The organism is Dissulfurispira sp., assembly GCF_036745535.1.
GTDB lineage: Bacteria > Nitrospirota > Thermodesulfovibrionia > Thermodesulfovibrionales > Dissulfurispiraceae > Dissulfurispira.
In genome coordinates this window covers 17,870-31,004 of sequence record NZ_DAIOFX010000017.1, presented here as the reverse complement: position 1 = coordinate 31,004, position 13,135 = coordinate 17,870, and the positions used below count along the sequence as shown (strand labels likewise).

At 41.7% G+C, this 13,135-nt stretch carries 15 protein-coding genes and 1 pseudogene; 3 read left to right on the top strand and 13 right to left on the bottom strand.

The features are described from left to right. Positions 1 to 286: 286 nt before the first annotated feature. Both lsrF and V7L97_RS05060 read left to right on the top strand, forming a co-directional pair. Positions 287 to 1,126 carry a 3-hydroxy-5-phosphonooxypentane-2,4-dione thiolase gene (gene lsrF / locus V7L97_RS05065; protein WP_333653882.1) on the top strand — a complete coding sequence of 280 codons (840 nt, stop codon included), beginning with the start codon at positions 287 to 289 and terminating at the stop codon, positions 1,124 to 1,126. A 6-nt stretch (positions 1,127 to 1,132) separates the two neighbouring features. After that, positions 1,133 to 2,155 (top strand): zinc-dependent dehydrogenase, encoded by a 1,023-nt coding sequence (locus tag V7L97_RS05060; RefSeq protein ID WP_333653880.1) that lies wholly within the window; start codon positions 1,133 to 1,135, stop codon positions 2,153 to 2,155. A gap of 256 nt (positions 2,156 to 2,411) precedes the next feature. Here V7L97_RS05060 and V7L97_RS05055 read toward each other — a convergent pair whose 3' ends face one another. The 5 genes and pseudogenes from V7L97_RS05055 to V7L97_RS05040 form a co-directional block, all read right to left on the bottom strand. Beyond that, on the bottom strand, positions 2,412 to 2,651 hold the full coding sequence (locus V7L97_RS05055) for a hypothetical protein (RefSeq protein WP_333653878.1): 240 nt from the start codon (positions 2,649 to 2,651) through the stop codon (positions 2,412 to 2,414). A 105-nt stretch (positions 2,652 to 2,756) separates the two neighbouring features. After that, positions 2,757 to 3,047, bottom strand: a pseudogene (locus V7L97_RS12940) (type II toxin-antitoxin system RelE/ParE family toxin); the annotation flags it as partial. A gap of 10 nt (positions 3,048 to 3,057) precedes the next feature. Continuing rightward, positions 3,058 to 3,237 (bottom strand): hypothetical protein, encoded by a 180-nt coding sequence (locus V7L97_RS05050; protein WP_333653876.1) that lies wholly within the window; start codon positions 3,235 to 3,237, stop codon positions 3,058 to 3,060. Between the two features lie 125 nt (positions 3,238 to 3,362). Then, entirely contained in the window at positions 3,363 to 3,671 is a 309-nt protein-coding gene (locus V7L97_RS05045) for a hypothetical protein (protein ID WP_333653874.1), read from the bottom strand. Between the two features lie 497 nt (positions 3,672 to 4,168). Continuing rightward, positions 4,169 to 4,990 (bottom strand): tetratricopeptide repeat protein, encoded by an 822-nt coding sequence (locus V7L97_RS05040; protein ID WP_333653872.1) that lies wholly within the window; start codon positions 4,988 to 4,990, stop codon positions 4,169 to 4,171. Between the two features lie 352 nt (positions 4,991 to 5,342). Between V7L97_RS05040 and V7L97_RS05035 the strand changes: the two genes are divergently transcribed. Continuing rightward, positions 5,343 to 6,743 (top strand): UDP-N-acetylmuramate--L-alanine ligase, encoded by a 1,401-nt coding sequence (locus V7L97_RS05035; RefSeq protein ID WP_333653870.1) that lies wholly within the window; start codon positions 5,343 to 5,345, stop codon positions 6,741 to 6,743. Here the strand turns inward: V7L97_RS05035 and V7L97_RS05030 are convergent. From V7L97_RS05030 to fabG, 8 genes are all read right to left on the bottom strand, one after another. Beyond that, a complete protein-coding gene (locus V7L97_RS05030) occupies positions 6,726 to 7,973 on the bottom strand; it encodes an MFS transporter (RefSeq protein ID WP_333653869.1) in 1,248 nt (415 codons plus the stop codon). The two genes, V7L97_RS05035 and V7L97_RS05030, sit on opposite strands and share 18 nt — an antisense overlap. Further along, positions 7,970 to 8,323, bottom strand: a complete 354-nt coding sequence (locus tag V7L97_RS05025) for a DUF5615 family PIN-like protein (RefSeq protein ID WP_333653867.1) — start codon at positions 8,321 to 8,323, stop codon at positions 7,970 to 7,972. The genes V7L97_RS05030 and V7L97_RS05025 overlap by 4 nt, the downstream gene beginning before the upstream one ends. Further along, complete coding sequence (locus tag V7L97_RS05020; protein ID WP_333653866.1) at positions 8,323 to 8,604, bottom strand: DUF433 domain-containing protein; 282 nt, start codon at positions 8,602 to 8,604, stop codon at positions 8,323 to 8,325. Before V7L97_RS05020 ends, V7L97_RS05025 begins: the two co-directional genes overlap by 1 nt. A 27-nt stretch (positions 8,605 to 8,631) precedes the next feature. Further along, positions 8,632 to 10,026, bottom strand: coding sequence for a hypothetical protein (locus V7L97_RS05015; RefSeq protein ID WP_333653865.1), 1,395 nt, complete (start codon positions 10,024 to 10,026; stop codon positions 8,632 to 8,634). A 96-nt stretch (positions 10,027 to 10,122) separates the two neighbouring features. Continuing rightward, the gene (gene rnc, locus V7L97_RS05010) at positions 10,123 to 10,830 is read right to left on the bottom strand and encodes a ribonuclease III (RefSeq protein WP_333653864.1); all 708 of its coding nucleotides are present in this window, start codon (positions 10,828 to 10,830) and stop codon (positions 10,123 to 10,125) included. Next, positions 10,793 to 12,043 carry a beta-ketoacyl-ACP synthase II gene (gene fabF, locus V7L97_RS05005; protein WP_333653862.1) on the bottom strand — a complete coding sequence of 417 codons (1,251 nt, stop codon included), beginning with the start codon at positions 12,041 to 12,043 and terminating at the stop codon, positions 10,793 to 10,795. Before fabF ends, rnc begins: the two co-directional genes overlap by 38 nt. Beyond that, on the bottom strand, positions 12,040 to 12,270 hold the full coding sequence (acpP, locus tag V7L97_RS05000) for an acyl carrier protein (RefSeq protein ID WP_333653860.1): 231 nt from the start codon (positions 12,268 to 12,270) through the stop codon (positions 12,040 to 12,042). Before acpP ends, fabF begins: the two co-directional genes overlap by 4 nt. Positions 12,271 to 12,354: 84 nt before the next feature. Further along, positions 12,355 to 13,089 carry a 3-oxoacyl-[acyl-carrier-protein] reductase gene (gene fabG, locus V7L97_RS04995; protein WP_333653859.1) on the bottom strand — a complete coding sequence of 245 codons (735 nt, stop codon included), beginning with the start codon at positions 13,087 to 13,089 and terminating at the stop codon, positions 12,355 to 12,357. Positions 13,090 to 13,135 lie beyond the last annotated feature (46 nt).

Sequence of the window (13,135 nt, the reverse complement as noted above, 5' to 3'; positions counted from 1 at the left end):
AGTCTCTTAACCATCTCAAGCGAAATAGTCCTGCTTGAATGTTTGCTGCCAAGCTCGCTCGCCTGATATGTGTATTCTTTTACAAAGCTAACTTTTTCGGCGTGGGATAATCAGGCAAACAGAAATATATTGAGGACGGCAAAAATTAAAACCTTCATAACATATCGCATTTTATCCCCCTACTCTTCAGCCATAGGAAAATTATATCAGCTTTCATGAAAGAATGGAGGTGAAAATTACCCTAAATTGACAGAAAATCCACCCTCTCATATACTATCCGTAATAGATTTTAACAGGAGGGCTGAACATGGATTTTGGACTTAAAAACAGGCTTTCAAAGATATTTAATCCCAGGACAGGAAAAACAGTAATGCTTGCCGTCGACCACGGCTATTTTCAGGGGCCTACAACGGGCTTAAGGGACATGAAGAATATTATTCCACTTATTCCAAACGCGGATTGTTTATTCATAACGAGGGGCATTTTAAGAAGCTGCATTGATCCGAAAATAGAAACATCTGTATGTCTCAGGGTATCAGGCGGACCGAGCATCTTAGGAGAATTATCCAATGAAGATATTATCGTATCGATAGAGGAGGCATTAAGGCTCAATGCATCAGGCGTTGGAATGTCCATCTTTGTGGGCGCATCGAATGAAGACAGGACAATATCGAATTTAGGAAGATTGGTGAATGAGGCTGAAAGATACAATATGCCTGTGCTCGCTATAACTGCAGTGGGCAAAGAAATGGTAAGGGATGCGCGGTATCTCGGTCTTGCCTGCAGGATGGCTGCGGAAATAGGAGCGCACTTTGTTAAGACTTATTACTGCGATGATTTTCATAAGGTGGTCGAGGGATGCCCAGTGCCGATCGTTATAGCAGGAGGCAAGAAGATACCTGAGATGGATGCGCTTGTGATGACCGAGAATGCAATTAAGGCAGGAGCAAAGGGCGTTGATATGGGAAGGAATATATTCCAGAGCGACAGCCCTATCGGCATGATAAAGGCAGTTAGAGCTATTGTGCATAAAGGCGCTTCTGCTCAGGAAGCATTCGAGATATATCAAAAAAGCAAAAAATCAAGCGCCGTAGAGACGGTCGAAGCAGGCATGGAAAAGGTCTAATTATAAGTGAAAGTAGCGGTATATTACAGCAATGACGATGTAAGGATCGAAGAGCGTCCTGTTCCGCGCATAAACGACGGCGAGATACTTGTAAAAATGATGGCATCGGGAATCTGCGGTACGGATGTAATGCAGTGGTACAGGCAGAAAAAGGCCCCTCGTGTTTTAGGCCACGAGATGGCAGGCGAGATCGTCGAGACCGGCAAAGGCGCGGATAAATTCAAAACAGGAGACAGGGTATTCGTATCGCATCATGTCCCATGTTATAACTGCCGTTACTGCGCCGATGGTAATTATACTGCATGCGAATCACTACACACCGGGAATTATGAGCCGGGAGGTTTTTCGGAATATATAAGGGTTCCTGCCCAAAATGTGAAATACGGAACTTTCATTCTCCCCGACAGTATGACTTATGAGGAGGCAGCGATAATAGAGCCTCTTGCGTGCGTAGTACTCGGCCAGAAACAGATCGAAATAAAAAAGGGTCAGACAGTCCTCATAATAGGCGCGGGAATGTCGGGCCTGATGCACATTCAGATGGCTAAATCAAAAGGAGCTAAGGTCATCGCAACCGATATTAATAAATACAGGCTGGATAAGGCATTAGAGTTCGGAGCAGATCATGTCTTTGACGCTGATGAATATTCTGAGGAAAAACTTAAAGAGATAAATAAGGGCAATCTTGCAGAGCATGTCATTGTGTGCGCCGGAGCAAAAAAAGCCGTTGACGACGCGCTATCTTCGATTGACAGGAAGGGGAAGGTGCTTTTCTTCGCTGTTCCTGAAGGAGATATAAGCATACCTTCTACGAATTTCTGGAGAAACGAGATAACCGTAACATTCTCATACGGCGCAGCGCCCGAAGACCTTAAAACCGCTATGGAGATGATCCAGAGCGGAATGTTCAACGCGAAGAGGATGATATCTCACACTATTTCTCTTTCCGAGATTCAACGGGGATTCAAGCTGGTCTCTGAAGCAAAGGATTCGTTAAAGGTCGTGATAGTCCCTGATGGGACGCAATAACATTAAGCTTTTTATTTGTATCTATCAACTATCCTGTGGATTCCAACCGTCAAAAGTGTGAACTTATTTCCTTCTCTAAAAAAGAAGCCTCTGTAATGAATATCAACGTAGAATTCCCATTCTCCATTTAATTTGTGGCTCTTAAGCGAAGGATGCGCCGGATTGCTGCTTAAAAAACTTATTGTTTCTTGACCTTTTTTGATATCTTCAGGAAGTCTCTTGTAGGATTTCTTGAATTCTTCGGTTAGGATCAGTTCTATTTATCTAACCATTTAACAGCAGCTTTTACATCGCAAAATGTTTTAACCCTGCCCTGCCTTGCATCTTCCTTTGCCCTTTTGATGCTTTCCTGAGTCTCTTTGCGTTTGAATATCTCCATGCTTCTTTCAAGCTCCAAAAGCTCTTTGTAGATGCCATAGGGCAATATCACCTCAACAGGCCGTCCATCCCGCCCTGTTATGAGCTTTGCTTTCTTTTCAATTGCTGCTACCGTCATCTTGATTTAAGTATACCATTTTTTGAAATTATCGCGCCCGCATTTTCAATCGGTCATTTTATTTCATCTTCTTCCCGCAGCGGATGAAAAATATGGCTGGAGAAGTTATTCGTTATGTCGCTGTTCATTTAGAAAATCTTTTATAAAATTGCGCTTGCTGTGTATCAAGGCGAGAATCTCAATCTTATCGGGAAAGACTTCATAAATAAGCCGGTAGGAATAAATAAGCAATTCCCGTATCTTAGGGTCTGCTGCCTCAGGAACAACTCTGCCGACTTCTGGAAATGAATTTAGTTTCTCTGATTTTTCAACGATCTCCAGAGAAACCTTCTGAGCGTAAAATTTGGAATCCCTTGCGATATAATCGTGAATCTGTTTCAGATCGAATTTTGCGGGCTTTGACCACTTACCACGATTGCATTTCTCTTTTTAAATCTTCAATGGAATACGATTCGCCGCGCTCCACAGCTTCTCTGCCTTTCTTGACCTTATCGATAACATAAAGCTCATACATTATGTCATCGAGGCTTAAAGTTTCCGGCAATCTCGAAATCGCCTTTATTGCCTCCTGCTTCAAGGTTTCCATATTAGCACCTCCTCCTAATTTGCCTTATTTTTATTCTATCATTTTTACAGTTTTCCAGTTTCCCGTAGCGGATGGAAAATACGGCTGTAAATTCATTCATCTCCTTTATTTTTTGCGAACTTTGATCAATTTTTCCAAAGCAATAAAATGGCATAAACTGAAAGAAACAATGGAACAAAAACATCAATGATTAACCACCTCAAATTCTGACTTCGCAAAAAGAATTCAAACCATTTATTAAATCGCTCCAAAGACACTGGGATACGTGCTGCTGAAAACGTTTTTTGCGCTTCTTCGATAGAACGGCGAAGAGATGCAATATTTTCCATGCCGCTATGAAGAGATTGGCATGCATTAGCAATATTTATTGCATCTGCTCCACTGTTATATTTGACACGAAGATCTGACTCAAGATTCTGCAATTGTTTTTCCATCTCCTATAGTTTCGAGCCGAAGTTGCCTATGCGTTCAGCTTGTGAAAGCCACCAATAATAGAGCGTAGACTGGCGGGGATCATTGGGATAATCACCATGTTCGCTTGAAAGACGTGCTGTTGTAATAAAGGAAAGTCTTGTGCCTGTGATACGAAGTCGCCACTCAAGAAAACTATCAACAGCAGTCCAGAGAAAATGAATACTCAGGTATACGACAATTAGAAGCAGACCAGTGCGCAGAACGGTGTCACTAAACCCACTAAACTTCAGTCCAAGCACGGTTGATTCTGGGTCTATCCGAAGATCTGCTAATACAATGGCGATAGCTATCACGGATACAATAATGAGATTCGTGCGAATCCTCCAAGCGTTATTTTGCAACTCAGGAGCAACAGGTTCGCCGAGCACTTTTTAACTGCTTTGATCTTTTTCTCTTCCATTTATTCTATAACTGAAGATTAATAGATAGTCCTACTCGCTTATTCCATTCTGATGCGCTACCACTGCTCACCGAATTTGAGCAGCATATCTTGTGCTTCTTTTACTCCCAGTCGGGCACTTACTTTTAAGGCCTTAATTGCTTGCTGATAATTACCGATATTGCCATATGCAACGCCCAGAATGTAATATGCCTTTGCATTATCTGGGTTGAGCTCTATGACTTTATTGTAATCTCTAATCACATGTTGATAGTTACCGAGCATAAAATAAACAAGTCCCCGATTATTATAGGTTTTTGCATCATCTGGTTTGAGTTCTACGGCTTTAGTAAAATCTGTTATCGCCTGCTGATAATTGCCAAGTTTGGCATAAACTGTTCCTCTGTTATAATACGCTACTGTATAGTCAGATTTGAGTTCTATTGCTTTAGAAAAGTAATCTTTTGCATTTTCCCATTTGGCTGCCATTCCCGCAATAAGTCCTCTATTAAACCATTCAATCGCAGTGAATTCCTGTATTGCAGCATTGTATTCATGTTCAATTTTCTTACTTGGCTGTTTCTTAATAGTCTCTGTTTTTGCAAGTAATAGTTTCAGTCTCTCCACTTCTTCGGTCAGCTCTTCCGCTTTTTTGCGCGTCTCCTCAAGCTCCTTTGCCTTGTATTTGTCGTCAACTATTTTCTTGAGGGTCTTCTGTGCTTCTTTTGGGTCTGCCGAGACTTTTGCCTTGAGCCAATATGTCTTGCCATCCCACTTCTCCTCTATCACCTCTGCCGAGACTATGCCCGCGGAATATGTCGTTACCTGATCTTTTGTCAACTGCATGTTTTTAACTTCGGTTTCGCTGATAAGGTAAGTCCCGAATTCTTCAAGGAGCAAACGCTTTATCATCTCAAGCGAAATCGTCCTGCTTGAGTGTTTGCTGTCAAGCTCGCTTGCTTGATATGTATATTCTTTTACGAATGTAACTTTTTTCGGCGTATGCCGCGCTGAGATGCAAGGCAAGAAAAACTGACGCCATAAATATCACGAGCAATATTTTACGCATTACATTATCCTCCCTCACATCAAAAAATGCTAACCCTATGAAATTTATAACACCGGCTATTTTGCTGATGCAAGGTAATTTTCACATTGCGAAAACATTAACTATACTAAGGCAGAGCAGGCATGGATGAAAAGCCGTGCCTGCTCTGATCTTATCGGTGGCGAATTATTGAACAGCCGGAAAATGTTAAAATTATCGATGAGCGATAAGCCATTGAAAATATTCTTTTCAGGCATAGGCGGAAGCGGCGTATCGGCAATAGCCTCATTCATGGCCGACAAAGGCCATATTGTTTCAGGCTCTGACAGGGCATTCGACAAAAACCCTGCCCATCCCGCATTTAAGATATTAAAGGCAAAAGGCATCAATATCGTGCCTCAGGACGGTAACGCTATTGCCGAATCAGATGGTAATCCTTTCGATTTTGCCGTATTCAGCACTGCGGTGGAGCCTGACCAGCCGGAGTTTTTAAAAGCAAAGGATTTGGGACTTCCAATAAAAACAAGACCCGAATATCTCGCGGAGATTGTAGGTGAATTCAAGACGATAGCTGTTGCGGGCACAAGCGGAAAATCAACAACCTCGGGCATGTTGGCGTTTTTAATGAAACGGCTCGGATTGGAGCCTAACTTCATTGGAGGCGGCAGGGTAAAGCAGTTCAAGACAGAGACAAATCCCGGAAACTCGATAACAGGCAATTCCGATATTCTCGTTATCGAGGCGTGCGAATCGGACGGCACTATCGTAAACTACAAGCCTGAACATTCCATAATCCTGAATCTCGATTTAGACCATTATTCAGTGGATAAAACTGCCGAAATGTTCGAAACACTTGGCAAAAATACGGCAAGCAGGGTTATCATCAATGCCGATGACGGCAACCTCACAAAGATTAACACCCAAAATGCCGTTACATTTTCAATAGATAATCCGTCAAAATACAAAACTGAAAATATTGTCTATGCTCCATTCAGCACTAACTTCTCACTAAATGGAGCTGACTTCCGTCTATCCATTCCCGGGAAATACAATCTCTACAATGCCCTTTCATGCATTGCAATCCTGTCCGAAATGGGAATACCTATTAAAGATATTGCAGGTGTATTGCATGAATTCAAAGGAATCGAGAGGCGGTTTGATATTCACCTGAATGACGGGAAACGACTTGTCATCGATGACTATGCGCATAATCCGCATAAAATATCATCCCTCATGCAGACAATGAAAAATATCAAAGAAAATATCTGCTATATATTTCAGCCTCACGGATTTGCACCGACACTAATGATGAAAAACGAATACATCGAGGCCTTTGTAAAAAATCTTCGAGATTCCGATTACCTTATACTCCTGCCGATATTCTACGCAGGAGGCACTGTCAGCAAAGACATCTCAAGCCATGACATTGCAGATGGAGTAAAGGCTAAAGGGAAATCTGTTGAGGTTGTTGAAGACAGAGGGATGATTTTGCAAAGACTGAATGACCAAATCAATGGATATAATAATTATGTCATCTTTGGAGCGAGGGATGAGACGCTCTCAGACTTTGCGGGGGGAATAGCTGATTTAATCCGTTCTGCTTGACACATTCGGCATTCCGCCTCTTACTGTTTGAACAATAATCAAGCCCGCAAGAAAAAACAAAGCCACCGACAGCACTGCAGGACGTTGGCTTTCGAAGGTTGATGATAAATAGCCGAAGACGAGAGGGCCTAAAATAGCCGATGACTTGCCGACGAGGGAATAGACTCCGAAATATTCCGATTCCTTCCCGTCAGGGATAAACTGTGTGTAGAATGCCCTTGTTGCCGCTTGCACAGTGCCGAGACCTAAACCGGCAATGGATGCAATCATAAAGAATTGTGTTTTAGTTTGAACAAAAAATGCCGCAATCGATACGGCAATCCACATGACCAAAGACAGGATGACAACTTTTTTGGGCCCCCAGTAATCTATTGGCTTTGCCATCAAAAAAGCTCCGATGAGCGCAGTAGTCTGGACGATAAGATACATGCCTATTAATTCTTCAGGTTTAAATTGGAGGGTAGTTGCAGCGAATATGCTCGAAAAGACTATGACGGTATTCACCCCATCCTCATAAATGAGATATGCCATTAAAAATTTCCTCTGTTCTTTATTAGCCCAGATTTTTTTTAATGTCTGCCATGTATATTTAAGTCCATCCATTGCTGCACCGCATAAGGTAGACGAAGTACCCATTATGAAATCACCCTTTTTTACATCCGGCGGTAAAAATAAAAACGCAGGCAGGGAAAAAATACCGAAGAACATAGCTACCATAGGCCATGTCATGCTCATGAACCCCTGTTTTATCAAAAACAGAGCCAGCAATAAAGAGATTATGGAACCTGCATATCCAACTCCAAAACCCCACGCCGATACCCTCCCCTGATGCGTTGTTTCGGATATCTCCGGCAAAAATGAATTATAAAAAACAAGTCCGCCCTCCATGCCTATGTTGGCAAGGACAATAAGGATAAATCCTTCTATGATCATTCCTTTGTGAAGAAAATAAAACGAAGCAACAGACAAAATGCACAAGAGGGTATAAAAGATAAGCAGCCTCTTTCTTATCCTTGCATAATCTGCTATACCACCGAAAAATGGCGAACTTAAAGCCACAACTGCCATGCTTACTGCTACTGCCCTTCCCCACCATAAATCACCGAGACCTGTTTCATTGCCGACTACAACATTCGCATAATAGACAGGAAAAACCACAGCAGCTATAACAGCAGAATAGCTCGAATTTGCAAAATCAAATAGACACCATGAGAGGATTTTCTTATTCATTTATAGTCTTGCAGCCAGATCAGGCGGTTTTTTATAGAATCTTTTGAATTTAACGAAAAAAATTTGAGTGTGCGTTTTAAAAGTTCACTGAAAGGAAGCTGGTCGGTAACGATAATGCCAAAGTGATTTTTCCCCTGCGCTTTATAAGTCCTTGATAGAATTCTATAGTCCCTGATATTGTGAGTCAGGATGGCCATTTTGTGCCTTATTGCATAGGCAAGTTGTTCTTCATCGCTTTTTCCACATTTCCCAACTTCAAGGACATGAGACGCCTCGTATCCTCTATTGCGGAGTACCTCTGCTAATAATACCCTGACATCCTCATCAAGATATAGGGAGACTTTAGACATTATATGATGGCTGCTTTTTCTCTCAAGTCGCTTTCGGTCATTGATAGTTCTTTGTCTATCTCTTCTTTATGCTCATAATAGTAAGAAAGGGCATCGTATATCTGTGGAAGTGTGAGGTGTGAAAATTCTTTTATGAGTTCTTCGGGTGTCATCCCCTGCCTTAAAATATAGAAAACAACCGACCGTACCGGGAACTTTGTCCCTGCAATTACAGGGCTTCCGCCGCAATGTGTCTTTATAGAAACGATGTAAGGGTGTTTAATCTTCTGTGCTACAGGCATATTATTTATTGTTCCTTAACATAACTTTTATTTATATTTTTTATGTTGAATATTAACATTTCTGGATTCTTTAGAACTACTTTTTTGTGTTTCTTGTTCACCTATAACTTTTTGCTGATTCTCATCAACTCTATAAGTACCGGTAAGAACATCGTAGAGATTATATTTATTTTGTTTATACAATGTCTTATCTATATTCTGTTCAATCAATCTATACTTAATTGCAAACCCAAATGATAAATTTTGTGTTACTGCTATTCCTTTGATAGCATTAGCATAGTTGGCCATCTTCTTAATCTCAGCGGTAGTATATATATCTATCAGTAAGGGATCTTTGGTGGATGCTTGCGGTGGCAGTTCTATTGCCTTATCTCCTAAATTAAAGTTAGAAATCTCTGCATTGTAATATACCGATATGGACTTTACCTGTATAAAATTATCAGTTTTATTGACAAAATTTATTTTCTTCCCGTCAAACTCTATTCGCAATGCATTATCTTCATTTATGTACTTAGGATATATGTTCTTAAAATCTTTTGAGCGGATAGTAAAGATTACAGGAATATTTTGAGTCTCATCTTTTTTATAAGGAATATTAGACGTTGCAACTATTTCTACCGTATAATCTCCAATCTTTTGGCTATTTCTAAAATGCATTTGATAATTTGATGTTATGCTTTTAAGCCTGTCTTCATATGACTTTAATAACTCATTAAAAACTGTTTTATATGATTCAACTGAAGGATTAAATGCTATTTCTATCGCTTGTGGAATATGGTTTTTATTTACGGAGTATAATGACAACAAGTTAACATCATTCTTATAAAAACCTGATTCGTCCTGAATCTGGTGAACAATTTTTATATTGTTTTTTAGATAACTCTCATACTCGCTTGAATATTGACTTCTCAATGCATTTATCGAGTCCATAAAATTATCATATTCTGCTAATAGTTGTTGTCTATTTATGTTGCTCCTGTTTAGACCTTCTTCAACTGCCTTATTATATGCTTCACTATCAAAAATACTGTCATGGTATGTACCTCCTGAAATTGCACTCATACCCAATGTCAAAATAGTAATAGCCCCTGTTTTTGCAACGTTTGCTTTTACTTTTCTAAACACATTTTCATTGTCTTTACATTTATCAGCTGGCCCGCTAACTAACTTTCCATATGAAAACACACACTCATACTTTTTAGTATCAAATTTATGCGATAAGTCATTCAATTTAAATATTAAATGTTCAGTGTTACTAATTTTTGTGATAATATATTTTCCATCTACTTTTTCTAATTGTGCATATAGTGGATTTTTGCCAATATAATCATTAGCTGGAGGACTTGTTTCTGCAGAGATATTCACTGCAAAAGTTATAATAAGCAATATTATAATGAAATATTTACTTCCTTTTATGCTCATATCGTCCCCCCTTGTTTAATTTATTACAGTTTTTAACATATTTTTATCTCTGATGCAAGAGGCCTTTGCTCAAAAATGCCTTTTGTACAGGGACATTTACTTATTTTCTAACTTTTCCAGCGCCTCTTTTGCGGCAGACATCTGGGCATCTTTCTTGCTCTTTCCTGTGCCTTCACCATACAACCGACCGTTTATATAAACCTCTGCAGTGAAGACCTTTTTGTGTTCTTCCCCTTCCTGTTTTACAATCCTGTATTCGGGCAGGACGCCAAAGAGACTCTGGCTTTTCTCCTGCAATTCGCTCTTGAAATCATACCCCTCTTTTTTGGAGATTATACTATCAATCTTATCGCTGAAAAGCCTTAATATCACAGACTTTGCAGTCCCATAATCGCTGTCTAAAAACATGGCTCCAAATAAGGCTTCCACGGCATCAGAGAGTATGGACCTCTTGTGGCGGCCTCCTGTTGATTCCTCTCCCCTGCCGAGCCTCAGATATTTTCCGAGTGAAAGCCTTGCGGCTGTCTCAAAAAGCACCGACTCCTTTACCAGGTAGGATTTCATCTTCGACATGTCTGCCTCTGTTAACGGGATATCGTTAAGGAAAAGGGACTCAGCAATAACAAGACCTAAAACAGAGTCGCCGAGAAACTCGAGCCTTTCATTGTAGCGGGGAGCTTCGTCCGGATTCTCATGATGGTATGATTTGTGCGTGAGGGCATCTACCAATAAATCCTTATTGCTAAAGCGATACCCTAAAAGGTCCTCAAGCCCCTCTATATCTTTTGAATAATAGGCAGGCATTGGTTCCACCAAAACCGAATGAGTTGGACATTGCGCACTCGACATCCATCTGTTTTGCCCTATTGGGTGCATAGTCGAGGTCGCATTCGGGGTCGGGATTTTCGAGGTTTATTGTCGGAGGCACGATGTTGTTATAGATGCTCAATATGGAGAAAATCGCTTCCACTCCGCCTGCTGCGCCGAGGAGATGTCCTGTCATGGATTTTGTTGAGCTTACGCATAACTTATATGCGTGTTCGCCAAAGACCGTTTTAATTGCCGCTGTCTCCAGCTCATCTCCATACTTTGTCGATGTTCCATGTGCATTGATATAATTTACCCTTTCCGGTTCAATCCGGGCATCCTTTAAAGCCGCCCTCATGCAACGTGCAGCGCCCTCTCCTTCAGGGGCCGGAGTTGTAATGTGATAGGCATCGCTGGACATCCCGTAGCCTATAATCTCAGCATATATCTTTGCCCCTCTATTAAGGGCGCTTTCGAGGCTTTCAAGGATTATTACTCCTGAGCCTTCTCCCATGACAAAACCGTCCCTTTCTGCATCAAATGGTCTGCTTGCCTTTTCGGGCTCATCATTTCTTGTTGACAATGCCTTCATGGCAGCAAATCCGCCGACTCCGAGAGGAGTTATAACAGACTCGGTTCCGCCTGCAATCATTACATCGGCATCGCCACGCTGGATTATCTTAAATGAATCGCCGATGGAATGGCTGCCTGTTGCGCAAGCCGTGACAGCAGCAGAATTGGGTCCCTTTGCACCGAATTTTATGGATACATTGCCTGATGCAAGGTTGATAATGAGCATAGGGATAAAGAAGGGGGATATCCTTCTGTATCCCTTTTCGAGATATATCTTGTGGTAATGCTCAATGGCCGGAAGACCTCCCATGCCGGCACCGATAATGACACCGATCCTTTCGGCATTCTCATCGGTAATCTTCAGTCCCGAATCCTCAACAGCCATTGTGGCAGCAGCCATGGCAAAATGGATAAACCTGTCCATCTTTTTTATCTCTTTTGCCTCGATATATGGGGCGGGGTCAAATCCTTTAACCTCACCGGCAATACGCACAGGCATCTGAGAGGCATCAAACTGCGTTATAGGGACTATCCCTGACCTGCCTTCAATGGCAGACTTCCATGAAGCCTCCACACCTATTCCAAGGGGCGTTACAAGACCAAGCCCTGTGACTACTACCCTTCTTTTCTCTATCATCCTACTTTATTCTTGATGTAATCTATTGCGTCTTTGACCTTTGCTATCTTCTCTGCATCCTCGTCAGGTATCTCGATATTGAATGCCTCTTCGAATGCCATAACGAGCTCAACGGTATCAAGGGAGTCTGCACCGAGGTCTTCAACGAATGATGCCTCCGGTGTTACCTCTGATTGGTCAACGCCAAGCTGCTTCGATATGATCTCCTTTACTTTTTCGTCTACCATTATTGCCTCCGTTTTATTATTTAGGCTATAGGCTATAAGCCATAAAAATAAAATTATACCTATAACCTATTGCCCATTGCCTGCTTACATATACATTCCGCCGTTTACGTGTATCACCTGACCTGTTACATAGCCCGATTCGGGCAATGCAAAGAATGCAACTGCACTGGCGACATCGTCCACAGTACCGAATTTATTCATGGGAATAGTCTTGAGCATCTCCTGCCTTACATTTTCAGGCAGTGCATCTGTCATGGCTGTCGTAATAAAGCCGGGCGCAACGGCATTCACTGTAATCCCCCTGCTCGCATATTCCTTTGCAATGGTCTTTGTCAGGCCAACAATTCCTGCCTTGGAAGCGCTGTAGTTAGCCTGTCCAGGATTGCCCATAAATGCTACAACAGAGGCGATATTGATGATCCTGCCGTAGCGCTGCTTTGACATAACTTTAACAGCTTCCTTTGAACAAAGGAAAGTCCCCTTCAGGTTGATATTCATCACAGCATCCCAGTCTTCCTCTTTCATCCTGAGCAAAAGGCCGTCCCTTGTAATTCCTGCATTGTTGACAAGTATCTCGACCTTGCCGAATTCCTTAACAGCGTTTTCAAAAATGGCAGCCACATCCGATGAATTTGAGACATCCGCCTTTAGTGCAATGCTCTTTATGCCTATTTTCTCCAGCTCCGAGGATGTTTCTTTTGCGATGTCTATATTTACATCAACAACAACGATATTCACCCCGCGCCTTGCAAGTGATTCTGCTATGGCCTTGCCGATGCCCCGGCCTCCGCCTGTTATTAGTGCTGTATGTCCATTCATATCTTTGTCCCCCGATGAAAAAGTCGGCTATCATTGTAGCAGAGAA